General features: G+C 55.0%; 17 protein-coding genes. 10 read left to right on the top strand and 7 right to left on the bottom strand.

The features are described 5' to 3' along the window. Positions 1-93 precede the first annotated feature (93 nt). The 4 genes from JT718_RS04120 (at position 94) to JT718_RS04105 (ending at position 4050) form a co-directional block, all read left to right on the top strand. On the top strand, positions 94-1209 hold the full coding sequence (locus tag JT718_RS04120; protein ID WP_205500599.1) for an efflux RND transporter periplasmic adaptor subunit: 1116 nt from the start codon (positions 94-96) through the stop codon (positions 1207-1209). A 93-nt stretch (positions 1210-1302) separates the two neighbouring features. Continuing rightward, positions 1303-1782, top strand: a complete 480-nt coding sequence (locus JT718_RS04115) for a hypothetical protein (protein WP_205500598.1) — start codon at positions 1303-1305, stop codon at positions 1780-1782. Positions 1783-1917: 135 nt separating this feature from the next. Beyond that, complete coding sequence (locus JT718_RS04110) at positions 1918-3018, top strand: DUF3616 domain-containing protein (protein ID WP_205500597.1); 1101 nt, start codon at positions 1918-1920, stop codon at positions 3016-3018. Between the two features lie 141 nt (positions 3019-3159). Continuing rightward, positions 3160-4050 (top strand): carboxypeptidase-like regulatory domain-containing protein, encoded by an 891-nt coding sequence (locus JT718_RS04105; protein WP_205500596.1) that lies wholly within the window; start codon positions 3160-3162, stop codon positions 4048-4050. Between the two features lie 461 nt (positions 4051-4511). On the opposite strand, the gene JT718_RS04100 is transcribed toward JT718_RS04105, so the two are convergent. Further along, positions 4512-7598 (bottom strand): serine hydrolase domain-containing protein, encoded by a 3087-nt coding sequence (locus JT718_RS04100; RefSeq protein ID WP_317195473.1) that lies wholly within the window; start codon positions 7596-7598, stop codon positions 4512-4514. A gap of 96 nt (positions 7599-7694) precedes the next feature. Beyond that, positions 7695-8747 carry a S66 peptidase family protein gene (locus JT718_RS04095; protein WP_205500595.1) on the bottom strand — a complete coding sequence of 351 codons (1053 nt, stop codon included), beginning with the start codon at positions 8745-8747 and terminating at the stop codon, positions 7695-7697. Positions 8748-8963: 216 nt separating this feature from the next. Between JT718_RS04095 and JT718_RS04090 the strand changes: the two genes are divergently transcribed. Further along, the gene (locus JT718_RS04090) at positions 8964-10340 is read left to right on the top strand and encodes a D-alanyl-D-alanine carboxypeptidase/D-alanyl-D-alanine-endopeptidase (protein ID WP_205500594.1); all 1377 of its coding nucleotides are present in this window, start codon (positions 8964-8966) and stop codon (positions 10338-10340) included. Positions 10341-10769: 429 nt separating this feature from the next. Here JT718_RS04090 and JT718_RS04085 read toward each other — a convergent pair whose 3' ends face one another. Beyond that, on the bottom strand, positions 10770-11975 hold the full coding sequence (locus JT718_RS04085; protein ID WP_205500593.1) for a C40 family peptidase: 1206 nt from the start codon (positions 11973-11975) through the stop codon (positions 10770-10772). Between the two features lie 264 nt (positions 11976-12239). Between JT718_RS04085 and JT718_RS04080 the strand changes: the two genes are divergently transcribed. Together JT718_RS04080 and JT718_RS04075 are read left to right on the top strand one after the other, a co-directional pair. After that, positions 12240-12719, top strand: a complete 480-nt coding sequence (locus tag JT718_RS04080) for a GNAT family N-acetyltransferase (RefSeq protein ID WP_205500592.1) — start codon at positions 12240-12242, stop codon at positions 12717-12719. Between the two features lie 31 nt (positions 12720-12750). Then, positions 12751-15156 carry a TonB-dependent receptor gene (locus JT718_RS04075; protein WP_205500591.1) on the top strand — a complete coding sequence of 802 codons (2406 nt, stop codon included), beginning with the start codon at positions 12751-12753 and terminating at the stop codon, positions 15154-15156. 808 nt (positions 15157-15964) lie between these two features. Here the strand turns inward: JT718_RS04075 and JT718_RS04070 are convergent. Beyond that, on the bottom strand, positions 15965-17257 hold the full coding sequence (locus tag JT718_RS04070) for a M20/M25/M40 family metallo-hydrolase (RefSeq protein ID WP_205500590.1): 1293 nt from the start codon (positions 17255-17257) through the stop codon (positions 15965-15967). A gap of 727 nt (positions 17258-17984) precedes the next feature. On the opposite strand from JT718_RS04070, the gene JT718_RS04065 reads away from it, so the two are divergent. Beyond that, positions 17985-18305, top strand: a complete 321-nt coding sequence (locus JT718_RS04065; RefSeq protein WP_205500589.1) for a hypothetical protein — start codon at positions 17985-17987, stop codon at positions 18303-18305. A gap of 203 nt (positions 18306-18508) precedes the next feature. Here JT718_RS04065 and JT718_RS04060 read toward each other — a convergent pair whose 3' ends face one another. Next, positions 18509-19867, bottom strand: a complete 1359-nt coding sequence (locus JT718_RS04060; RefSeq protein ID WP_205500588.1) for a DEAD/DEAH box helicase — start codon at positions 19865-19867, stop codon at positions 18509-18511. 259 nt (positions 19868-20126) lie between these two features. Here JT718_RS04060 and JT718_RS04055 point away from each other — a divergent pair, with 259 nt between their 5' ends. Then, the gene (locus JT718_RS04055) at positions 20127-20630 is read left to right on the top strand and encodes a hypothetical protein (RefSeq protein ID WP_240336904.1); all 504 of its coding nucleotides are present in this window, start codon (positions 20127-20129) and stop codon (positions 20628-20630) included. 98 nt (positions 20631-20728) lie between these two features. On the opposite strand, the gene JT718_RS04050 is transcribed toward JT718_RS04055, so the two are convergent. Beyond that, entirely contained in the window at positions 20729-22228 is a 1500-nt protein-coding gene (locus JT718_RS04050) for an HTTM domain-containing protein (RefSeq protein ID WP_205500587.1), read from the bottom strand. 102 nt (positions 22229-22330) lie between these two features. After that, positions 22331-22744, bottom strand: coding sequence for a hypothetical protein (locus JT718_RS04045; RefSeq protein WP_205500586.1), 414 nt, complete (start codon positions 22742-22744; stop codon positions 22331-22333). 201 nt (positions 22745-22945) lie between these two features. Here JT718_RS04045 and JT718_RS04040 point away from each other — a divergent pair, with 201 nt between their 5' ends. After that, positions 22946-23347, top strand: a complete 402-nt coding sequence (locus tag JT718_RS04040) for a thiol-disulfide oxidoreductase DCC family protein (protein ID WP_205500585.1) — start codon at positions 22946-22948, stop codon at positions 23345-23347. Positions 23348-23448: the final 101 nt, after the last annotated feature.

Raw genomic sequence — 23448 nt, 5'->3', positions numbered from 1 at the left:
CCTGATTTATAGAAAACGAGCATTAAACGAAGGAAGATTCAGCCCCGGCATAGGGGTAACCGCGCATTCAAACATCATAAGCAGTGTAATATCATGAAAAAGGTAGTATTAGGTTTTTTCATTCTCTTGTTCTTGGCCGGCACCGTCTGGATCAGCTACTATTTCTACAAGAAAGCGAACGCCGACCCCGTGGTGTACCAGACCGAGAAGCCGTTCTACACCGATATCGTGAAGAAAACCGTGGCCACCGGTTCTATTGTGCCCAGAAAGGAAATCCAGATCAAGCCGCAGGTATCGGGCATTGTGGAGGAACTGTACGTAGAGGCGGGCCAGAGCGTGCGCGCCGGGCAGCGGATTGCCAAGATCCGGATTGTACCCAACATGGTGAACGTGAACAACGCCGAGACCAGCGTACAGACCGCCAAAATTGCGTTTGAGCAGGCCAAGCGCGAGATGGAGCGCCAGAAGCAGTTGTTTGACCAGAAAGTGATTGCCGAGCAGGAATACAACAAGTTTGTGATGGAGTACCGGCTGCGGAGAGAAGACCTGACCTCAGCGGAGAACAACCGCCAGCTGGTGAAATCGGGTACCTCGCGGCGGACCGGCGGTTCCAACATCATCATCTCCACCGTGGACGGCATGGTGCTGGACGTGCCCGTGAAAGTGGGCGCATCGGTGATTGAGCGCAACAACTTCAACGAGGGCACCACCATTGCGGCCGTGGCAGATATGAAGAGCCTCATCTTTGAGGGCAAGATTGATGAGTCTGAGGTGGGCAAACTGCGCGAGGGCATGGACCTGAACCTCACCATTGGGGCCATCGAGGACAAGGTATTCAAAGCCAAACTGGAGTACATCGCGCCGAAGGGTGTGCTGGAAGAAGGCGCCGTGAAGTTCCAGGTGAAAGCCCAGGTGCTGCTGCAGCCCGGCGATTTCCTGCGGGCCGGTTACAGCGCCAACGCTGATATTGTGCTGGACCAGAAAGACAACGTGCTGGCTATTAAAGAAGGCTTGCTGCAGTTCGGGAAGAAAGGCAAAGACAGCGTGTTTGTAGAGGTGGAGACCGCGCCGCAGCAGTTCCAGAAAAAACTGGTGAAAACTGGCCTGTCTGACGGCATCAACATCCAGGTGGTGGAAGGCCTCAAACCCAATGACAAGGTGAAAGTCATAGAAGCCGCCAAACCAGATGAACCCAAAAAGGAGTCGTAAAAGAGTAGGCTAGGATTAAAAATCACAGAAGGACGGCCGCTACCTTGGTGGTCTATGCTTTAAATAAATTGTTTAATTCAATCAGGTAAAAAGATGATGAAACGGATTGCCACGGGGTTGCTGAGTTTGGTGTTCTCCCTGCTGATGGTGTCGGCGCAGGCGGGCATCAACCCCACCGAAGCGAAGATGGACAAGATCATGAACACCTACGCCAGTAAAATGAAATTGGCGTTCCAGGAGAAGGATGACCAGAAAACCATGGCCCTGCTCAAAAGCGCCTCTACTGAAGCTGCTGCCGAAATGCGTAAGCTGAAGCCCGAATTGGAGAAGTGGGCGCAGGAAGTGAAAGCCCTGGGCGAAGCCGAGAAAGAGGCCTTTCAGAAGCGTTTTCAGGCCAAGCCGTATTTCAAGTCCATCTTTGAGCTCATGTTTGACCCTGCGGTGAACAAGCGCCTGCAGGCCAATCCGGCCTTGGCCCAAGCCTTGGAAGAAGGCAACGACGCTTTCCCCAACTTCAAATCTGAAAGAAACAGCAACATCATAGAAGAGCCCACCGACGAAGACGGAGAGTAGACCTTTCCCAAACCGAAGGCCCAGAACGCGACAACTCCACCCCGGGTTGTCGCGTTCTGTTTTTGGCGTACTTTTCTTAAAATAGCCGTAAAACGCGTTACTTTAAAGAAGTATCCCGTTCGCAAAGCCAAACCTATGAAGAACCTTGCCTTTCATCTTGAACTTCAGTTTAACTCCACCCACAGCATCACCGCCACCGGCAAACACGTGCGAGACGGCCTTTCTACGGTCCTGCGCACCGGCGACTACCTATGGCTGAGCTGCGATGAGCAAACCACCCTGGAGCGCCTGAAGAAAACCGGGGATCACTCCTTTGGCGAGCACGTGCACTTTGACCTCACCCAGTACCTGGACCTACCCGACGGCACCAACTCTGAGATAGACATAGAAGGCCTGTCTGAAAGTGACGGGTACCTTTGGTTGGTGGGCTCGCACAGCCTCAAGCGCAAGAAACCGCGCAAAGAAGACTCGGTGGAGAAGCAGATTAAGCGCCTGGCGCAGGTGAAAGGCGAGGCCAACCGCTACCTGCTGGCCCGTATTCCGCTGGTGCAGGACGCCACCACCGGCGAGTACACCCTGTGCAAAAAATGCTCTGATCCCGAGGATCCAGACAAGACCCTGCGGGCGGCACAACTCATGAGCTCGGGCAAAACCAATCAGCTCATGGACGCCATTGAGAAAGACCCGCACCTGGCCCATTTCTTGCCTATTCCCGGAAAAGACAACGGATTTGACATTGAAGGACTATCCATCCATCAGGGACGCGTTTTTGTAGGTTTGCGTGGTCCCGTATTGCGAGGTTGGGCCATGATCCTGGAGCTGCAACTGGAAGACGCCGAGGAAAAAGGATACCTGCAGTTGAAGGCCAATGAAGACGGCACGCTGTACAAAAAGCACTTTCTGCACCTGGGCGGGCAGGGAATAAGGGAACTCAGGATCAAAGGAGATGACCTGTACATTCTGGCGGGCCCCTCCATGGATTTGGACGGTACCATTGCCGTGTTCCGCTGGCCCGATGCCATGAACAAGACCAAAAAAGGCGAGCAGATGGTGCATCGCAAAGAAGTGGAACACCTTTTTGACGTACCCCACGGCAGCGGCTCCACCTCGGGCCAGGACAAAGCCGAAGGATTGGCCGTATTTGATGACGAGCACCTGCTGGTGGTATTTGACAGCCCCGCCGACAATCGGAAGCCAGATGAGCACGTGGTCTTAGCCGATGTGTACAAGGTGTAACCTCACGGAAAATTTAACGGCGCACCAAATAAGAACCCGAGATCAGCGTTGAAGGAATTGATCTCTCTCTTCAAGATCCTGTTTTCGGGTTGTTTTCTTCAAGACAGCCTGAAAACAGCTTCTTCATCCAACGCACGCGGCATGAAACCAGCGATTCTTCTGCTTTTCGTTTTCCTGTGGTCTGCGGGCGCGGGGTTTGGTCAGGTAAAAGGAATTATCACAGACAAAGCCAGCGGTAAACCTGTGGCCTACGCCAACATCTGGGTGGAGGACGAGAACCTGGGCACCACCTCCACAGAGAAAGGTGAGTTCAGCCTGGGGCAAACCAACCTGCAGGGCAAAACGCTGGTCATTTCCTGCCTAGGCTACGAAAGAACCCGTCTTACCATTCCGGCCGGGAACATGAAGGTAGCCTTGGTGCCGTCTGCGGTGGCGTTGAGCACCGTAACGGTGAAGAAAAGCACCAAGCGCAGCAAATTCATCATCAACAAACTGGACGATCGCACGGAGTACTCCTTCGGGAGCAACGGCACGCCCTGGATTGTGGCCCAGTACATTCCTTACAAATCTTCCTACGCCGCTACTCCTTTCCTGGATGAAATCTCGTTGGTGGCCTTGAGCAATATCAAGAATGCCTCATTCCGGGTGCATCTGCTGCAGGTAGGGGAGAACGGCGAACCAGGCAAGCATCTGCTCTCGGTACCGCTCATGGGTACCGCGCCTAAAGGCATCAGAACCGTGAGTCTGAATGTAAGCCAGTATGACCTGCAGATGCCAACCAAAGGGTTTTTCATTGCCTTTGAGTGGCTCATCATCAAACAGAACCGCTACGAGCCGGTAGACCCTGAGACCGGTGAGAAACAAGGCTCGGCCCGCATCTCCTATGAACCCAGCCTCCGCTGCTACGGTCCCGAGAACAAAAGCCCCAACAGCTGGATCTACCACCAGGGCAAATGGGTGAGCACCAACCAACGCGAAGGTGACGCCATCACCTCGGCCACGCCGCACTTCCAGTTGACGCTGAGTAATTGACCCACCAAACCAGTTCCCGGAGGAACCTGGCTCAGGAAGTCCCCCGATGCAAACTCGGGGCATGACTATCCTTTTCTACTATCTGCTCTATTCTGTCACTTTCCTGTCCTTGTCTTTCCCGTTGTCATTCTGTCCTTTCTAATTCCCATAGTCATCGTGCCCTTCCTGTGTTGTCATCTTGGAAGGATCTTGTGAACAAGCTAGGAAAGCTTTAAAGAAACGCCTTTACCGTTCGCCCGCAAGATCCTTTCAGGATGACAAAGGAGATAGTTGCCTTTCAGGATGACAAAGGGGATGGCTGAAAGAATTGTAGAAGGGATGGTCAAATGGATTAAAGATTGGCAAAGACCGATTCTTCGTTTTAGACCTGCTTTCAGGAAATTAGCTTGAAAACACCACCAAACAGAAAGGCCGCTCCGGTTATCCAGAGCGGCCTTTTTGATATCAGCTAGAATGCTTGACTAACGCTTGCTTTCCAGAGTGCTTTCGGCTTTAGGAGCAGATTTGGCTTTGGCCATGGCGTCATATACCACCTGCATCACTTTGGTGCGGGTATTCAGCTTGCTTAGCACGGAGCTTTCGCGGGTGGGGTGCACGCGGTTAGACAGGAAGATGTACACAAGGTCGTTTACCGGATCAACCCAGCTATAGATGCCGGTGAAGCCGGTGTGCCCGAAGCTCTCGGCCGGGGCACTCTGCGCAGCGTTTCCGTTCACCGTGCCTGGCTTAGACGGACGGTCAAACCCGAGGGCGCGGTAGTTGTCTGGGCAGAACTGGCATTTGCTGAAGGTGCTCACCACGTTATCAGCGATGATGCGCTTGCCGGCATAGATACCGTCGTTCAGGTACAGTTGCATTACCTTGGCCAGGTCATTCGCGTTCCCGAACAAACCAGCGTGCCCGCTGATGCCGCCCAGCATGGCAGCGCCTTCGTCATGCACGGTGCCGTGCAGCAGTTGCTTGCGGAACAGAGTGTCTACCTCGGTAGGCACAATGCGAGACAATGGATAGCTCTTGTACGGGTTGAACGTGAGCGTAGTAGCGCCCAGCGGCTTGTAGATGTTCTTCTTCAGGTAAGACTCAAAATCCTCGCCGGTGATGTTTTTCACTACCAGCGGGGCCAGAATGAACGACAGGTCTGAGTACACGTAGCCTGGTTTCTCGTTGAGCGGAGATTCTTTGATCTGCTTGTAAATCTCCTGCGCGTGGTCTTTGTGGATGAACAGGTTCTTGGCGACTCTGATGGGGAACTTAGCCGATGAATCTGGGCTGAACACGCTGCTCTTCAGTTCGCCGTTCTTTTTCAGTTCCTCTCTCCAGAACGGAATCCAGGATTTCAGGCGGGCCTGGTGGGTAAGGATGTCGCGGTACTTCAGGTTCGCTTTGTTAGACTCCTTCATCAGGGGCAGGTACTCGCCCAGGGTTTTGTCCACGTCAAAGCGGCCTTCGCCGTTCAGTTTCATGTAAGCGGCCAGCGCCGTGGTGATTTTGGTAACGGAAGCCAGGTCGTACAAATCAGTGTTCTGTACCGGGGTCTGGTTCTCATACGTGTGGTATCCAAACGATTTGTAGTAAATCACTTTACCGTTCTTGGCTACCAGTACTTGCGCACCCGGCGTGCCTTTGGCTCTGATGGCTTCGTTTACCAGGGTATCAATACCGGCAAAATCCTCTGATCTCAGGCCAACGGCCTCTGGCTGCGTGTACGCCAGTCTAAGACCGCCTTCGGTTCTCAGACCATCGCCAATCCTGAAGGAGTTGGACACGTTCACCGGCAGTTTGCCTTTCGCGCCCACGCCTCCAAAGATGATCTGAGCGGCTACGTCCTGGGTGAGTTCGTTTTCCTGGTAAGCCGCCAGGACGCCGTGGGCTTTCTCAATGTCCTCAAAGCGGGTGAGGCTATACACGTTCCCAAACACGCTCACCACCGTTGGCTTGGTGCGGATGAGGTCTTTCAGGAACAAGTTCATCTCGGCGGTAATCCCGAAGGTCCCGGTGCCGGAGGCTTTCAGTTGCAGTTTGTGCACCCCCACCAGAATCATGTTGTAGCCTTTCAGCTTCTCTTTCAAGGCCTGCAGATCAGCGATGGAGTTGGTAGGGGGCAGGAAGAAATTGTCTACCTGGGTGTATTTGGCCAGGTTCCGCTGGAAATCTGTCTCGGTGTTGGTCCCGATGGCCAGGGCGGCAACCTTCAGCGTATCCAGCGTCTTGATGGGCAGAATCTGGTTCTTGTTGCGCAGAAGCGTCAAGGAGGCCTCGGTCAGCTGGCGGTTGATGTAGTCGGCGGTAGGGTTGTTCAGGTCGGCAATGAGGTTTTCGGTCTCAATGGGTTTCCAGTTGTCAAGGCCCATCCACTGTTTGGCGGCCAGCACTTTGCGTACGCGCGTGTCAATCTCGGCCTGCGTGATTTCTTTGTTGGCGATGGCTTTCTTTACTTCCTCAATGGTGGTTTTCACATCCATGGTGTTCAAAAGCACGTCATTACCGGCCAGCAGGGCTTTCACGTCTACCACCCCGGGGGCGTAGAACTTCGCCACGCCCTGCATGTTCAGGGCATCGGTGAACACCAGACCTTTGTAGCCCATTTCTTTCTTGAGTAGATCGGTTACAATGGGTTTGGAAAGGGTAGAGGCCAAGTCTTTGGTGTTGTCCAGCACCGGAATGTTCATGTGCGCCACCATCAAGCTACCCAGGCCGTTTGCCATCAGTTCCCGGAAAGGGTACAGCTCCACGGAATCCAGGCGCAGTTTAGAGAAGTGGATGACTGGCAAACCATAGTGCGAGTCTACGTTGGTATCACCGTGGCCGGGGAAGTGTTTGGCATTGGCCAGCACTTTGTTGTCCTGCATACCTTTCACGTAGGCCATAGCTTTGCGGGCCACGTTGTATTTGTCTTCGCCGAAGGAGCGGAAGCCGATGACCGGGTTGTTGGCGTTGTTGTTCACGTCAATCACCGGCGCAAAGTTCACGTGAATGCCCAGGCGGCGGCACTGGCGGGCAATTTCGGCACCCATGTCATAGATCAGGCGTTCGTCTTCAATACCGCCCAGCGCCATCTGGTACGGAAACCGCACGGTGCTGTCCAGGCGCATGGCCAGACCCCACTCACCGTCAATAGAAATCATCAAAGGCACTTTGCTTTCGCGCTGGTAGCGGTTGGTCATGTGCGCCTGCCGTACCGGTCCGCCCTGGAAGAAGATCAGACCGCCTACTTTGTAGGTAGTCACCAACCGACTGATAGAGTCAATGTGCGCCTGGTTCTTGTTAGAGTACACCGGAATCATGATGAGCTGCGCAATGCGCTCTTCGGGCGTAAGGGTTTTAAAGACAGAGTCTACCCATTTCTGGTTGGCGCCCAGAAAAGGAGGATCTGTTTTAGGATTGAACGCCGCAGCGGCAGCTTTCTTGGTTTTGGGCTTCTTGGCAGCAGCCGTCTTTTTCTGGGCAGATTTGGTGGACTTGGAACCACGGTTCTGCCCCTGCAGGTTCATAGCTCCTACTAAGAAGAGGAACAGGAGCACTAGGGGGAGAAAACGATGTTTTTTCAAGGCAATAGGTAAAAATTAGGATGTGGTTAGCGGGAAAGAGTGCAAAACTAATGTAATTATATCAAAAACAGGACCATGTACCCGCAAAGTTCAGCATCAGGCCACGGCACTGCCCAATAACTTAATGGTGCCGGCAGTAGCGTCTATTTCGGCCTCAGCACCTACCGGAACGGTGAACTTATGCGTGATGTGCCCAATCATGGCCCCGGAGTACACGGGTACTTTAAGCGGCTGCAGATGTTGCTCCAGCACTTCCTCCAAGGTAAGGGAGCCGTAGCCCTTGCCGGGTTCACAGTCAGAGCACTTGCCAAACACCACGCCTTTCACCTGGTCCAGCACGCCGGCTAGTTTCAGTTGGGTGAGCATGCGGTCTACCCGGTACACGGCTTCGTTGGTGTCTTCCAGGAACAGGATGGCGTCTTTCCAGTTGGGCAGGTAGTCTGAACCGATGATGCCCGTGAGCACCGTTAAATTGCCGCCCACCAGTTTGCCGCGGGCGGTGCCGGGTGTAATAGTAGTGATGCGGTCTTTGGTGAGGGTAAGATTGTCGCCCAGTTCTTTGGGGTTCTCAAACAGCACCGGGTTACCGTCAAACAACACCTGCCGGAAGGAGTCTACCGAGAACTTGTTCCAGGTAGCCGAGCCCACGGGACCATGGAACGTTATCAGCCCGGTTTTGGCGTTTATGGCCAAAAGCAGCGCCGTAATGTCTGAGTACCCTATGAGCGGTTTCGGGTTTTTCTGAATGGTCTTGTAGTCCAGCAGCGGCAGCAAGCGGGCACAACCCCAACCGCCGTGAATGGCTAAGATTCCCTGCACGTTTTTATCGGCGAACATGCTGTTCACGTCCTCGGCCCGGGCCTGGTCCGTGCCCGCCAGGTACCCGAACCGGTCAAACACGTGTTTCCCCATTTTCACCTTCAGCCCCAGTGCTTCAATAGATTCCTTGGTAATCTGCACCACCTCTTTGCTGAACGCCGCTCCGGCCGGGCAGATCAGACCCACGGTATCGCCGGGTTTGAGGCGGGGCGGAAAGATCGCTTTGGGGGCTTTCTCAACAGCGGGGACAGAGGTGAAGCCCAGCAGGGGGAGGGCCGCGGTGGCCACGGAAAGCGAAGCCAGCACCTCACGGCGGGTTCTAAGCGTCATAGGAAAAACAGGTTTAGCAGGAGTGCGGATGAAAGAACGCGTTAAAATAATGAGTTTAGGCCTGTTTTGCCTGTTTTTCTGCTGGTTTTTCAAATGGAGGCTCAAAATGGCTTGGGCTTGATCAGTAAAATCCAAACCAGCTGATTTTTTCGGGGCAAATGTTTGACGATAGCTGAATCTTCCTCTAAGTTAAGGGTCCTGAAACCAATCCTGTATATGCGCACCTTTCTCTCCGGCCAACGCTGGCTCTCGCTTCCGTGCCTTTTTCTATTCTTCCTGCTGGGCTGTAGCACGGCTAAACAAGCCCCAGTAGCCACCGCACCCTTAGCTCCCACGCCGCCGCCGTACGGCCCGACGGAGATCAAAAGGCAGGTGCTGGAATCTGAGACCCTGAAAAGCCGGTTTGTAGGGTTCGCGCTGTATGACCCGGCACTGGGCCAAATGGTGGTGGAGCACAACGCCGATAAGTACTTTGTGCCGGCCTCCAACACCAAGCTGTTCACGTTCTACGCCTGCCTCAAAATGCTGGGCGATTCCATTCCGGCGCTCAAGTACGTGACGCGCGGCGACTCGCTCATTTTCTGGGGCACCGGCGACCCTACCTTCACCCACATGGACCTGAAGAACACGCTGGCCTATGATTTCCTGAAGAACCGCAAGGAAAAGCTGTATTACCTGGAAGCGCCTTACACCAGCACGCCCTTCGCCACCAATTGGGGTTGGGACGATTATAACTATTACTACCAGCCCGAGCGCAGCGTGTTCCCCATCCACGGCAACGTGGTGAAGTTCGCCCGCAAAGGCGGACCAACCCAGCCGTACACCACCACGCCGGCCCTCTTCAAGCGCACCGTCAAAACCGATACCGCCCGCTACTCCCACGGCGACGCCTTCGTACGGGCCTGGCGCACCAATGACCTGACCTATTACCCCAAACACGCCTCCGCCGATTTCTCGGTGGAAGTGCCGTTCATTCCCTCACCGGACATGACCGTGCGCCTGCTCACCGATACCCTGAAACGGAAAGTAACCCTGCTCAAGAACCGCGCGCTGCCCCAGGGTGCCCAGACTTTCTACGGCCTACCCTCTGACACGGTGTACAAACGCATGATGCAGGTAAGCGACAACCTGATGGCCGAGCAACTCATGGCCCTGTGCTCCGGCACCTTGTCAGACACCCTCTCGGTGGAGCGCGCCATCAAACACGTGGTGAAAAACTACCTAAGCGACCTGCCCGATGCCCCCGTATGGGTAGATGGTTCGGGCCTTTCCAGCATGAACCTGTTCACCCCGCGCAGCATCATCGCCCTGTTGCAGAAACTCCAGCAGGAACGCCCCAATGAGCGCCTCCTGCCCTTTATGGCCATCGGCGGCCGCCCCGGTACCTTCCGGAACATCTACAAAGCGGAGCCGCCCTTTGTGTTTGGCAAGTCCGGTACCCTGGCGCACGTGCACAACCAGAGCGGCTACATCCTGACCAAAAGCGGAAAACTGCTGCTGTACAGCTTTATGAACAACAACTTCAAAGTCTCCTCCGGCGACATCCGCAACGAGATGGTCCGGATTATGACGGAGGTTCATGAGAAGTATTGAGAAATAGCTTTCGCTTAGAGTGGAGTTGAAATGAAGCCGTTTCGGGGCTGTTTTCTGTAAAACAGTCTTGAAACGGCTTATGTGTATTCATGTGTTCTGAAAGTCGGTATGCAGAGAGCTTTGGACCAGGTTCTCAAACCCTCGCTCGCCTCTGGCGAGTGTGCGTCATCGGGTGGCGTCTCGTCGCCCTGCGGGCTGTTGATTAAATGTCAAGTAGTGGTTTCCGGTGGCCGGAGGCCACAGAATAACTTACACTCGCCAGAGGCGAGCGAAGGAATGCGGGAGCGGGCCAGACTACTGCAGAGACTTTCGTTTAGCAAATACACAGCTTGGGAAATCTTTCTCCTTTGAACAAAAAAGTGCCCCGTTTTTGACCTGTTCTGTGGAAATCAGGTCAAAAACGGGGCACTTACAATATTTAGTAATTGCTTACTGGAAAAGCGAGGCTGTTCTCAGGTCTATAAGGGTGGCCTGCGGGGAGATGCGTTTGGCTCTTAGGAAACGCTTCAGTTCGGAGGCATCGTGGTTGGGGGCGGCGGGGTCCATGCTGTTGATGCGCACACGGCCGGCGGAGTGGATGAACTCGTTGTTGCCTATCCACATGCCCACGTGCACCACGCGCTCGGGCTTGCCGTCTTTGGCCGGTGACCCGAAGAATAGCAAATCACCGGGTTTCAGGTTCTGGAAGCCGCTTTGGGTGTCAATCAGTTCGCCGATGTGTACTTGCTGGGAGGCATCGCGGGGCAGAACCAGGCCGTTCATGAAGTATACGGTCTTGGTGAAGCCGCTGCAATCAACGCCTTTGAAGGACGTGCCGCCCCAGAGGTAAGGCAGGCCCAGCAGGCGCTTGGAGGTTTCCACCAGGTTCTGCTCGGTGGGTTGGCGGGTAGCGGCCCATTGGCTGTATTTTTCCACCTCGGGGGCAGAAACAAAACCGGTGCGGCCATCGGGGAAGGCCACTTCGTAGAAGTTTTTGGTCTGGTTTTTCAGGACCAGCACATCGCCGTACACTAGGTCAGACACAGTAGCGCCTTTGGTGTCGGGGGTGGCGTAGGCGAAGCCGTAGGGGTTGGTGTAGAGCAGTTTTTCGCCCTTCTGCCAGGCAGTGAACGCAGTTTGGTCCATCAGTTTAATACCGCTGCCGTCTACCCACGCCAGGTACTGGTCTGGGGTTTGCACCAGGTACCAGCCTCTTTGCTGTTTCCAGACGCGCAGGGGCGTGCCCATGGTCGCCTGGGTAGCCAGTTCGGCGGGGTGCTTGGGCTCAGACCGAAGGTTCGCGACAGACAACGTCACCACCGCATAATGATTCCCGTTCAGCTCCGCCTGCGGCAGCACCTGAATGCTGTCTTGGTAGGCAATGCCGGCGGCGCGCAGACGTTCCAGCAAGGCGGCTTTGGCGGCCGGGAGGTTGGTTTCGCCGGTGAGTACGTTGCTGTAGGCCTTTACGTCAAACAAGGCCACCCGCTTGTCGGGGGCAAACTGTTTGCGTACTTCCTCAATGTGCGGCGTGTATTCTGAGGGAGCCTGTGCCGCCACGGCCTTCGCGACAGCCACCACCTCGGGCGATGGTTTGCTGCTGGAGCAGGCCGCCAGAAAACCCAACAGGAGGAGGAAAGAAAAGTTCTGTTTCATGGGAGATTGGTCTGAGGGCGAAATATAGTTTTTTTCCTTTAAATGGGAACAGGCAGAACGCAGAACTCGTTCCAGCGGCTGGCTTTTCGCCCGCTAACTTTTTAGGGCAGCTTGTTTTAAGGCGGTTTTCAGCAAAAGGGGGCAAAACGCGGCGGGTCTGCTTCTCCGCGCGCCTCAAAGTCCTGTTTCTAGCCTCTTTTCTGCAAAAGGTACCCAAACGGGAAACGCCTTTCAGTATCTTTGCCCGCTAGTACTTTCAAAATTATGACTACCGCTTCTACACCCGCAACCGTTTCCATCATTGACTATACTCCCGTTCATGCCGCTAAATTCCGTGAGCTGAACCAGGCCTGGATTGAGCGCTACTTTGAGATGGAGGAACTGGATTTCAAATCTTTGGGCGACCCAGACGGCTACATCATTGCCAAAGGCGGGCACATTTTCATGGCCGAGTACAACGGCGAGATTGTGGGCACCTGCGCCCTGATCAAAGTAGACGGCCAGACCTATGAACTGGCCAAGATGGCCGTGACCGATAAGGCGCAAGGCCTCAAAATTGGCAAGCGCCTGGGCGAGGCTGCCATCCAGAAAGCCCGCGAATTGGGCGCTTCCACGCTCATGCTGCTGTCTAACCGCAAACTGGAAACGGCGCTGCACCTGTACCACAAATTAGGATTTGTGGAAGTGCCAGACGAACTTAAGGAGTACAAACGCGCCGACATCAAAATGGAGATGGCGCTGTAATTAAGATCCCCTACTTTTTATCTCATTTTTCATGAAATCTTATCTTGCTCTGCTGCTGATAGCGTTGCCTTGGGCGGCATCGGCGCAGAGGGTTTCCGTACAGGACCGGGCCAATCTTCAGCCCTTGGTTGGGGTGCGGGTTGTGCCCGTACAGGGCGGCGGCACCGTGCTCACAGATGCCAAAGGTCGGTTCAATGTGCAGGAGTTCAGACCCACCGACAGCCTCCGCTTTGAACGCGCCGATTACCAGCCTCGCACCGTGGCCGTGAACCAATTGGAACGCCTCCACTACCGGGTATTGCTCACTGAGCGTAGTTACTCGCTGGAGGAAGTGGTGGTCTCGGCCAGCAAGTTTGAAGAGAAGCGCGCCGATGTACCGCAGCAAATCCAGGTGCTGAAAGCGCGGGAGCTGGCCTTCCAGAACAACCAGACCTCCGCCGATGTCTTGCAGCAAACGGGTCAGGTGCTGGTGCAGAAAAGCCAGGCGGGCGGCGGCAGTCCCATCCTGCGCGGCTTTGAAGCCAATAAGGTCTTAATGGTGATAGACGGCGTGCGCCTCAACAATGCCATTTACCGCGGCGGCCACCTGCAGAACGTGATCACGGTAGACAATGCTTCTTTGGAAAAAGTGGAGGTGGTGTTTGGCCCCGGTTCGGTGGTGTACGGCTCCGATGCGCTGGGCGGCGTCATCCATTTCTACACCAAAAACCCTGTCTTAGCCGATAGTGCCGGCGTGCGCGTGACCGGTGGCGCCTTCACCCGCTATGCCACCGCCAACAAAGAAAAGACCGGCCATGTGGATTTCTCCGTGGGCGGACGCAAGTGGGGCAGTTTCACCAGCTTCACTTACTCAGACTTCGGGGATCTACGCCAGGGCAAGAACCGCAATCCGTTCTACGGCTCCTGGGGACTGCGGCCGTATTATGCCCAGCGCATCAACGGCGAGGACGTGATGGTGCCCAATGAGAACCCTAACGTGCAGAAATTCACCGGCTACAAACAGTACGATGTGCTGCAGAAAGTCCTGTTCCAGCCCTCGGTTAAGACCTCGCACCTGCTCAACCTACAGTTTTCCACCTCTTCAGACATTCCGCGCTATGACCGCCTCACCGAGGTAGATGCCCAGGGCCGCCTGAACCACGGCGAGTGGTACTACGGTCCGCAGGAGCGCTGGCTGGCCGCTTACACGTTCACCACCAAAGGTCGGGGTTGGCTGGAGAACCTGCGCGTAACGGCCGCTTACCAGAGCGTGGAGGAAAGTCGCCATAACCGGCGCTTCAACCGCAGTCCGCTGCAGAGCCGCCTGGAGCACGTGGATGTCTACACCCTCAACGCCGATGTCAGCCGGATCATAGGCGAACACGAACTCCGCTACGGCCTGGAAGGAACCTACAATGAGGTCTCTTCCCGCGCCTATGGCACTAACCTGACTACCGGCGAGCGCACGCCCCTGGATACCCGCTACCCGGGTGGCGGCTCAGACATGCGCACCGCCGCCGCTTATTTCACGCACACCTGGGAGATTACGCCGCAATGGATTTTCTCTGATGGGTTCCGCCTGAGCCGGGTAGAACTGAACGCCGATTTCTCCCAGGACAAAACCTTTTTCCCGTTCCCGTTTGATGACGTAACGCAGAAGAATACCGCTCTGAACGGCAACCTGGGTCTGGTGTACCAACCCGGCCGTGACTGGCGTTTTGCCGCTGTGGCCTCCTCGGGGTTCCGGGCGCCTAACGTAGATGACCTGGCCAAGGTGTTTGAATCGGTGGCCGGGCAGTTGGTGGTGCCCAATCCAAATCTGAAGCCGGAATACACCTACAACGCGGAGCTATCAATCGGGAAGACCATTGCGCAAGCCGTGCGGGTGGAAGGCGTTGGGTTCTACACCTGGTACCGCGATGCCATCACCACGCAGCCGTTCACGTACCTTGGCCAGAGCGAAGTAGAGTACAACGGCCAACTAAGCCGCGTGGTGGCGAACGTGAACGCGAACAAAGCCTACGTCTACGGCTTCAGCGGCACGCTTTCCGCCGATGTGACCCAGGCCTTCCGATTGGCCTCTACGCTCACCTACACCTACGGCCGCATCAAAGCAGAAACCGGCGAGACGCCGCTAGACCACATTCCGCCGGTTTTCGGGAAAACCAGCCTGTTTTTGACTTTGCCTAAGTTCCGCTCAGAGTTCTTTGTGCAGTACAACGGCTGGAAACACCTGGAAGACTACAACCCCGTGGGCGAGGACAACCTGCAGTATGCCACGCCGCAGGGCGTGCCCGCCTGGTACACCCTCAACCTGAGAACGGCTTATCAATTGCACCCCAGAGTGCAGGTGCAGGCTGCCTTGGAGAACATTCTGGACAAGTTTTACCGCGTCTATGCCTCGGGCGTAAGCGCTTCCGGCCGCAATTTTATGCTGACGTTAAGGGGGAATTTCTAGGGAATTTGTGCCTAGATAAAGTGTTGATTTTGAAATGGAACTAGCTCCCGTTTTAAGCTCCTTTTCAGAAAAGCAGGCCCTAAATGTGAGGCGGTGATTTAGACCTCACAGGTTTTGAAAACCTGTGAGGTCTTTTGTTTTTGGAGGAGACACTCGTAGGAGCTTCGCACACTACGAGGTCAATACCTACCCATTGTCATCTTGGAAAGATCTTGTGGACGGACGGTAATAGCGCTTGAGCAATGCTTCTCTAGTTAGCCCACAAGATCCTTTCAGGATGACAAAAAAAGAGAGGGGCCCTATAAATATGGTAAAAGCGAATCCCCTGTTTTTTGTCTGCTTTCTGAGAAACAGATCAAAAACAGGGGATTCGCTTATCTATAAGGGGAGGCTATTTAGTGGAAAATTTACCACTTATAAATCTGGTAAAGCGTTGCTGCTAAGCCCAGCAGGAAGACACTCCAGTAAAACAACTTCCATCCCGTTCCTGTTGGGTACACTTTCCCTTGGTAGTAGGCCACTTGTATAGATTGCCCTTTTCGGTAAAGAGGAATACTGGCCCTTACTTCCAGCTCTTGCTCTATTAACTGGTGGTTATCTGAGTGGAATTGAACAATTGGGGAATACATGTAACTGATACTACCTGTGTTAAACCTCCACCCGCCTTCCAACTTAATGATAGTGCCTACAGTGTGAAACCCGTACTTGGCACATCTATGGTCAAGATAGATGAAAAATAAGCCTACTCCTAAAAAACTAAGGCTGACTACTAGAGGGATAAAGGTGAAAAGGTCCAACGTGGTATAGATTACTGCACCTGCGTCTTATCCACGCGCTTAGGGGTTTTCTTGCCTTGCACGAAGTCTTTGGCACCTAGGGCAATGGCTTTGATCATGTTGGTCATGTGGGCCATGTCAAGGCTTTCTACCTCATCATCCACGGAGTGGTAGAGTTTGTCTTTGTCAATCTGCACCGAGGAAATGGTATGGGCCGGAACGCCTAAACGGGCCAGGGTGGCGTTGTCTGAGCGGTAGAATAGGTTCTGCGACGGGTATGGGTCTGGGTGGAAGCTGTACGGTGTGCCTTTCACGGCCTGTTGCAGCAGCGTGCCAAAATCAGATTTCTCAAAACCGGTGATGTAGGCGCTGTTAGGCCCGAACTTGGAGCCTTTGCCAATCATCTCAATGTTGAACATGGCCACAATCTCATCGGGGTTCAGTTGCTGAGAGAAGTGCTGGGAGCCGTAGCCACCAATTTCCTCGGCCGTGAAGGCTACAAAGAGGAGCGTGCGCTCGGGCTTGGCTTGTTTCTTAAAGTGCTTGGCTAGGGTGATTACTGCGGTGATACCAGAGGCATCGTCATCGGCGCCGTTGGCAATAGAGTCACCGGCTACGGCTGGCATGATGCCAATGTGGTCATAATGGCCCGAGAACACCACGTACTCGTTGGCGCGCTTGCCGGGAATCATGCCCGCCACGTTGGCCAGCGAAAGTTCCTCCACCTCGTTCTTGATTTCTATGTCAAAAGCAGCCACCTCATTCAGCGGCGACAGCACAAAGATTTTGGTGGTGCCCTTGCCCAACTCCGTCACCGGGCTTGCCTGTTTAAAGTACTGGGCGTAACGGTTGAACATTTCCTGGTGCTTGGGGTGCACCATTACCAGGGCGTCTTTCTCCAGGCGGCGGGCTTTGGTCAGGCCCTGTCTGAAATCATCGTTCTCGCCAATGAAGATGGGCTGAGGCGCTTTCTCCTCCCATTCCACTTTGCGGTGCGCCGTGCTGAAGAAGAACTCCTCGGGCTTCAGGCGGTTGCCGTTGATCTCAATATCGGCTTTGCTGGGCTTCAGGGAGAACATCTTAAACTCCTGCTTGAAGTCGGTATCGCCGGTCAGGGGCTGGAGGCCGATGCTTTTGAACTCGTTGGCGATGAAATCGGCGGCTTTCTCCACGCCCGGCGTGAAGGTCTTGCGGCCCATCATGTCATCGGCGGCCAGGGTGCGGATGATGCGCTCCACGTCTTTCTGCTGAATGTCTTTCTGCGCGAAGACCGCGGTAAACGGAAGCAGCGCGAGGCAAAGGGTAAGGGACTTTTTACGGATCATAGGTATAACATAGGTGGGTTGGCGATAACGGATGAAGGTAAAGATAACGGCTTCTGTAGAAAGCAACCTATTAGTTCCGTTTTTCTGCAGATTCTTACACCTGGGGCGTAAAACCCTTCGGAAAGGGACCGTGCCTCTGGAGGGAAGGCACCCGGTGGCGGCAGGTAAGATGAGTTTTGGAGCTATTTTACGTAAACAGCCCCAAAATAGAAAAGCGTGCCCTGAACTGGGGTTTACTGCAGGAGGAGCCCGCCTGCCAGGCGGAGACGGCTTGCTTCCCGGGCAATGGCTTAGAACTCGCTGTTTACCTCTACGCCGTAGTCCTCTGGTGCGTCTCTAATGGGCCACATTTTCTGCAGCAACACCGTGGGTAACCCTCGCTGCAAGTAATACTTTACGGGGAAACGGGTGCGGAGGCTTCGGGAGTGTTTAGAGGAACAGGCCTGCAAAGAGCCAAATGCGCAGAAAAGCCGGAGGGCGCTGGGTATGAGGTCTTTTGTAAGTTTCAAAGGGAAGTTCCTATATACTAACAATAATATATTCAGGAGCAGGTTCTGTTGATTGGGTGGCAGTCTATTTGTAAATTAATTGTAGAAATTTCAGAACGGAGTGCAACCATTCAGGCGCTTTTGCGATAAAATGGATTCGCCGGGACAGGTATTTTGCACGCAGGAACCTTTGCCCGGCACCAAAAAAAACGACGGAACACCATAAACATCTTACTACTATGGAAAATCAAAACAATCAGCAGCCATCTGCCGCATCACAAGACGCCACCTCATACTCACAAGACCTGAACACCGGATCTGCTTCACGCCAGGGAAAAGGCGGAATCATGGGCCTGGGCAACGTGCAGATGCCACAAGCCGTGAAAGACCTGGGTTCTACCATTGGCCGTTCTTACAACAGCATGAGCACCACCCAAAAAGTGTTGGGCGGTGCGGCGTTGCTGGGCGCTTCTTACTGGGTAGCCAACAACCAGGGCTGGTTAGGGCAGGCAAAATCTGCCATGAAAAAGAATAAAGCTACTGGCTCCAAGAACTCTTAACCGAGAACGGGCTACGCAGCGACTGCTTATTGGCGGGCGGCTTGGGCTTTCTTCTGTTTATTGGCGCTTGCCCCATCTAAAATGTGGGTTGCGTCTGTTCAGGAGATAAAAGCCGGCACTGGCCAGTAAACAAGTCCCGGACAAAACAAAAGGCCGAACACGCATACGTGTTCGGCCTTTTGTTTTATTGCGGAGCAGGGAGATTACCGTTTAGGGCCGCGGTTCCCGCCCGAAGAGCGTCTGTTTCCGCCGCCGCCCTGGCTACTGCCCTGGCGTTGGTCGGGGCGGCGGTTGTGGCCCTGGCCGGCACCCCGTTGTTCGGGTCTGCCGCCTTGTCCGCCGCCTCTGGGGCCGCGGGGCTGGTTACCGCCGCCTGAGCGGGCCAGTTTATCGGTGGCTTTGCCGCCGCCCAGCGGAAGCTTCTGGTACTCGGCATGGAAAGGCTGTTCTTCCTCTACCGGAATGGTTTGCTTGGTGAGCTTCTCAATGTCGCGCAGGTAGGGCAACTCGGTGTCATCGCAGAAAGAGAGCGCCAGACCATCGGCCCCGGCCCGGCCGGTGCGGCCAATGCGGTGCACGTAGGTTTCGGGCTCGTTGGGCAGATCCACGTTGATCACGTGGGTAAGGTCGTCTACGTCAATGCCGCGGGCCGCAATATCGGTGGCTACCAGGGCCTGCAGTTCATAGTTCTTGAACTGGCTCAGGGCCTTCACGCGGGTACTCTGGGCCTTGTCGCCGTGGATAGACTGCGCCGCGATGCCCGCTTTGGAAAGCTCTTTGGCAATGCGGTCGGCGCCGTGTTTGGTGCGGGAGAAAACCAGCGCGCGTTTAATGCCCGTTTCCTTCAAAAGGTGCTTCAACAGGGCCCGCTTGTACGTTTTCTCCACAAAGAACACCTTCTGGCCAATCTTCTCGGCGGTGCTGGAAACCGGCGTCACTTCTACGTACACCGGGTCTCTGAGAATGCTGTTGGCCAGCTTCTGGATTTCCTGCGGCATGGTGGCCGAGAACAGGAGCGTCTGGCGGTGCGCCGGAATCTGCGCGATGACCTTGCGCACATCATGGATAAAGCCCATGTCCAGCATGCGGTCGGCCTCGTCCAGGATGAAGGTCTCAATGTGCTTGAGCGACACCAGGCCTTGGTTCATCAGGTCCAGCAGGCGGCCGGGCGTGGCCACCAGAATGTCTACCCCGCGCTTGATCTGCTCTACCTGCGGCACCTGGCCCACCCCCCCGAAGATCACGGTGTGCCTGATCTTGGTATGGCGACCGTAGGCCTGGATGCTGTCGCCAATCTGCAGGGCCAGCTCACGGGTAGGGGTGAGGATAAGGGCCCTGATGGCTTTGGCCGGATGGGCCGGACCTGCCTCGTGCAGGCGGTGCAGCAGCGGCAAGCTGAAGGCCGCCGTTTTACCGGTACCCGTCTGGGCGCAACCCAGTAAATCATCGCCGTTCAAAACCGGCGGAATGGCTTGTTCCTGGATGGGAGTGGGGGAGGTGTAGCCCTCTTCCTGCAGTGCCTGTAAAAGAGGTTCTATTAAGTTTAGTTCTGAGAAAGTCATTAGAAAGTATAAAGGCCATACCGTGGTTGGCCAAGCACAAAAAAATAGGGGCAGTGGTATCCGCCCCCCTAGAAGACACAAAGATAGGTAAAAAGATTCAGTCTGTGTTTTTGGCCCGTTTCTGGCAAAACCAGGCCAGAATGGGCGGGCCAAACCCCAGGGGCGCGCGGGAAAGGCAACCTTCGGCCTTAAAAACGGTTAAAACCCTTAGTGACTACCCAAGCCCATAAAGGCAGCTTAGGCTTTAAACCACCAGACTATGGAACCAACCAAAAAAGCAAAACGGGATAAAACCACCAAAAAGGCATCTAAGAAGCGATTGAACAAGTGGCTCAGGTCGGGCCTGAGCGGGCTGGCCGGCGCCGTGGCCGTGACCCTGGTGCACGAGACCGTGCGCCGCTTTTACCCCCAAGCCCCCCGCATGGACATCCTGGGCATGCGGGCCATCGCCAAAGGACTGCGGTCTGCCGGGCAAACTCCGCCCGAGCGCGATACACTGCACACCTGGTCCTTGGTGGGAGATCTTGTCTCTAACAGCATCTACTACAGCTTAACGGGGGCAAGCAAGAAAGCCCTGTGGCGGGGAGCCATTCTGGGCGCGGCCGCCGGCGTGGGCGGGGTAGTCTTGCCCGGCCCCATGGGGTTGGGAGCAGCGCCCAGCAACCGGACCAGGCAGACCCAGGCCCTCACCATTGGATATTACTTTCTGGCCGGCGTGGTAGCCGGCGGAGTAGCCAGGTGGCTGCGGAAGGTGAAAGTGTAAACCCGCGGAAATGCTTCACATGGCCAAAGCCGTTTCGGGCCTGATTTACCAAAATCAGGCCCGAAACGGCTTTACTTGTTTAACGCTTATACGATGCCCTATGGCCTGCAATGGCACAGCACCTCCCGCTTAATGGGTTCGGTTTTGTAGTCGGGCAGGGACACTTCCTTCATGTAGATCACGTTGAGTTCCTTGATCTGCTCAGGCTGCGGATGCTCCTCGTTCCAGCGGCGCAAGAGGTAGAAACAGTAGTAAGGCCGCATGTACTCGTTGGGCACAAACAGGTAATTCTCTGAGTATTTGCGCCAGCGGTCGTTCTTGAAGAGGCTCATCACCGAGGCGGGTTTGGCGGTGTCGGGCTCTTTGCCTTGCTGGTTCAGGTCTACCTTGCGGTTGCTGTTGGTGGTGCCTTCCAGAATGTACCAGCCGTCTTCCTTGAACACGTTAGGCGCGAACATGCTCCAGTTCTGGTCCAGACGGGGAACCAGCGTGGCCCAGTGGAACTCCGAAGGCATCTGGAAGTAAGGTTTGTTCAGGGTGCTCAGGTTCCACCACAGCGCCAGCGCAAAGGAGGCCAAGACCACCCCTTCCCGCAGGTACCGGAACGACTCGGCCCATTGCGGCGAGCTCCAGCTGAATTGTACCCGCAGGTTCACCGGCGAGCGCCATCCCTGGCCCCACTGCGCCCACCGCCGCTGTACTTTTATGTAGCCGTGGCGCAGGTAGCGGTCTATTACATCCATGACCGGAGTAGGCAACAACCCCATCACCGCCGAGATGCTGATGAGGTAGAACAAACCCACAAACAGGGTGAGGCTAATACCAATGTGCAGGCCCACAATGGCCACAAAGAAAATCATCCTGAACCAGGTGTTCCGCCAGGGTATCAGCAGCACAAAGGGCAGCCACAGCTCCATGAAATAGGTAATGTGGGTAAGTTGCTTCATTAGAAGCGGGTACTGGTACAGGATACGGCCGCCGGGCATCAGGATCTGGTCCAGGCTGAGGGCGTAGTACAGGGCGGTTCCGTCGGTGGTCCAGTCGGGGCCGCTTTTCAGCAGGGCGGTGAACACGTACACCCACGCCACCTGGCAGAGATAAGCCGCTGAGGCCATGCTAAGATATCGGGTGGTGGTTTCCAGGACAGGCGACCGGCGGGCGTCTAAGGAGTAATGCCGGTGCCAGGGCAGGAACATGCCCCAGAACAGCAGCATTCTGAGCAGGCTGTCGCCTGACTGGGAAATGAGCGGGTTGCGGTTCTGGAGCGAGAGCAGCAGGAGCCAGGAAACAAACGTGGCCCACCGGGTATGATAGCCCAGCAACAGACAGATGGCTGCCGCACCCGCAACAACAAAAAGGAACGCCTGAAACTGCCACATGCCACTCAAGGCGTGCAGCGAGAAGAAATACTGGTTCCAGGCATTGGCATGCAGCACGTGCAAAGGCAAAACGCCCATGTTGGAATAATGCGCCTCCAGGTCTGTGGCCCTGATGCAAATGTCCAATAACAATACGCTGGCTACCCAAATACGCATGAGGGAGAGCGCCCGGGTGTCTGTATAGAATACGCGGTCCAGATACTGTCTTAGTAAATGCATAACATAGCGTAAGTGAAGAGTGGAAAACAGAAAAGGCAAAACCACATGGCCTTGCCTTTTCTGCAATACAGTGCGGTTCCGGAGAACGCATATTTCAAACTACTAGCGGCCAGTGGTGGTAGTGCCGGTAGTGGTACCGGTTGTACCAGTAGTAGTGCCGGTGGTAGACCCGGTAGTAGTGCCTGTTGTTCCGGTAGTACCGGTGGTTGTACCCGTGGTACCAGTGGTAGTGCCGGTAGTGGTACCTGTGGTGCCGGTAGTTCCAGTAGTAGTCCCGGTGGTAGTGCCGGTAGTAGTACCAGTGGTAGTACCGGTAGTGCCGTAAGTGGTACCGGTGGTGCCAGAAGTAGTGCCCGTAGTACCGGTGGTACTGGTGGTGCCGGTAGTACCGGTTTCGGTGCTCATATCAGTAGTAGTGGTATCCGTAGTGGTCTCACTGCTGCCTGAACAAGACGTCAGGGCCGAAGCTGCGACAAATGCGGCAACTGCGAACACGTTTACAAACGTTTTTTTCATAGTTTTGAGAGGTTAATGAATGGTTTGGTTATCCTTTTCAGGTTCACTTTTACGCACCTTTCTTAGAAAGGTGCAGTAATTTTGCTGAAAATTATCGCCAAACGGTATAAAGTAGCCTTGTAGGGCCTGTCCCGTACGTACCAGTACGGAAGAGATTCGTACAAATACTTATTTCCTGGTTCTGCCCAAACCTCACCACTTATGCTTCCTTCCTCCCCCCTTATCCTGTTTGACGGCGTCTGCAACCTCTGCAACGGGTTTGTGCAGTTCGTGATCAGGCATGATCCCAAAGGTCATTTCCACTTCGCGTCCCTGCAGTCTGAGGTGGGGCAGAAGATGCTCAAAGCACATGGCCTGCCCACAGAGCAGTTCAGGAGCGTGTTGCTGCTGGAAGACGGAAAGCTTTACTCCCGGTCAACCGCCGCCCTGCGCATTGTGCGCCGGCTGAACGGTGGTTGGTCGCTGCTCTATGCCTTCGGGCTGGTGCCCAGAATCTTGCGTGATCCGCTGTATGACTGGGTTTCGCGCAACCGCTACCGGTGGTTTGGCCAGCAGGAAAGCTGCATGCTCCCCACCCCCGAGCTGAAGGCCCGCTTCCTGTAATGCCGCTCCCAAGAGCCATTTGTCATGGAGTTTCTCCAGGCCACCCGTAACATCTTTTTACCTGTAACCCTATAGAGTATCAATGCTTTTGGGGGAGAAGG

The organism is Rufibacter psychrotolerans (genome assembly GCF_016924645.1).
In the GTDB taxonomy this organism is placed as follows: domain Bacteria; phylum Bacteroidota; class Bacteroidia; order Cytophagales; family Hymenobacteraceae; genus Nibribacter; species Nibribacter psychrotolerans.
The sequence above is the reverse complement of the archived record's forward strand: the minus strand, read 5'-3'. Positions and strand labels throughout refer to the sequence as shown.

Bases quoted from the DNA above. Each gene is read 5' to 3' on its own strand.
- JT718_RS04120 (WP_205500599.1), top strand. From the start codon at position 94: ATGAAAAAGGTAGTATTAGGTTTTTTCATTCTCTTGTTCTTGGCCGGC.
- JT718_RS04115 (WP_205500598.1), top strand. From the start codon at position 1,303: ATGATGAAACGGATTGCCACGGGGTTGCTGAGTTTGGTGTTCTCCCTG.
- JT718_RS04110 (WP_205500597.1), top strand. From the start codon at position 1,918: ATGAAGAACCTTGCCTTTCATCTTGAACTTCAGTTTAACTCCACCCAC.
- JT718_RS04105 (WP_205500596.1), top strand. From the start codon at position 3,160: ATGAAACCAGCGATTCTTCTGCTTTTCGTTTTCCTGTGGTCTGCGGGC.
- JT718_RS04095 (WP_205500595.1), bottom strand. From the start codon at position 8,747: ATGACGCTTAGAACCCGCCGTGAGGTGCTGGCTTCGCTTTCCGTGGCC.
- JT718_RS04090 (WP_205500594.1), top strand. From the start codon at position 8,964: ATGCGCACCTTTCTCTCCGGCCAACGCTGGCTCTCGCTTCCGTGCCTT.
- JT718_RS04085 (WP_205500593.1), bottom strand. From the start codon at position 11,975: ATGAAACAGAACTTTTCTTTCCTCCTCCTGTTGGGTTTTCTGGCGGCC.
- JT718_RS04080 (WP_205500592.1), top strand. From the start codon at position 12,240: ATGACTACCGCTTCTACACCCGCAACCGTTTCCATCATTGACTATACT.
- JT718_RS04075 (WP_205500591.1), top strand. From the start codon at position 12,751: ATGAAATCTTATCTTGCTCTGCTGCTGATAGCGTTGCCTTGGGCGGCA.
- JT718_RS04070 (WP_205500590.1), bottom strand. From the start codon at position 17,257: ATGATCCGTAAAAAGTCCCTTACCCTTTGCCTCGCGCTGCTTCCGTTT.
- JT718_RS04065 (WP_205500589.1), top strand. From the start codon at position 17,985: ATGGAAAATCAAAACAATCAGCAGCCATCTGCCGCATCACAAGACGCC.
- JT718_RS04060 (WP_205500588.1), bottom strand. From the start codon at position 19,867: ATGACTTTCTCAGAACTAAACTTAATAGAACCTCTTTTACAGGCACTG.
- JT718_RS04055 (WP_240336904.1), top strand. From the start codon at position 20,127: ATGGAACCAACCAAAAAAGCAAAACGGGATAAAACCACCAAAAAGGCA.
- JT718_RS04050 (WP_205500587.1), bottom strand. From the start codon at position 22,228: ATGCATTTACTAAGACAGTATCTGGACCGCGTATTCTATACAGACACC.
- JT718_RS04045 (WP_205500586.1), bottom strand. From the start codon at position 22,744: ATGAAAAAAACGTTTGTAAACGTGTTCGCAGTTGCCGCATTTGTCGCA.
- JT718_RS04040 (WP_205500585.1), top strand. From the start codon at position 22,946: ATGCTTCCTTCCTCCCCCCTTATCCTGTTTGACGGCGTCTGCAACCTC.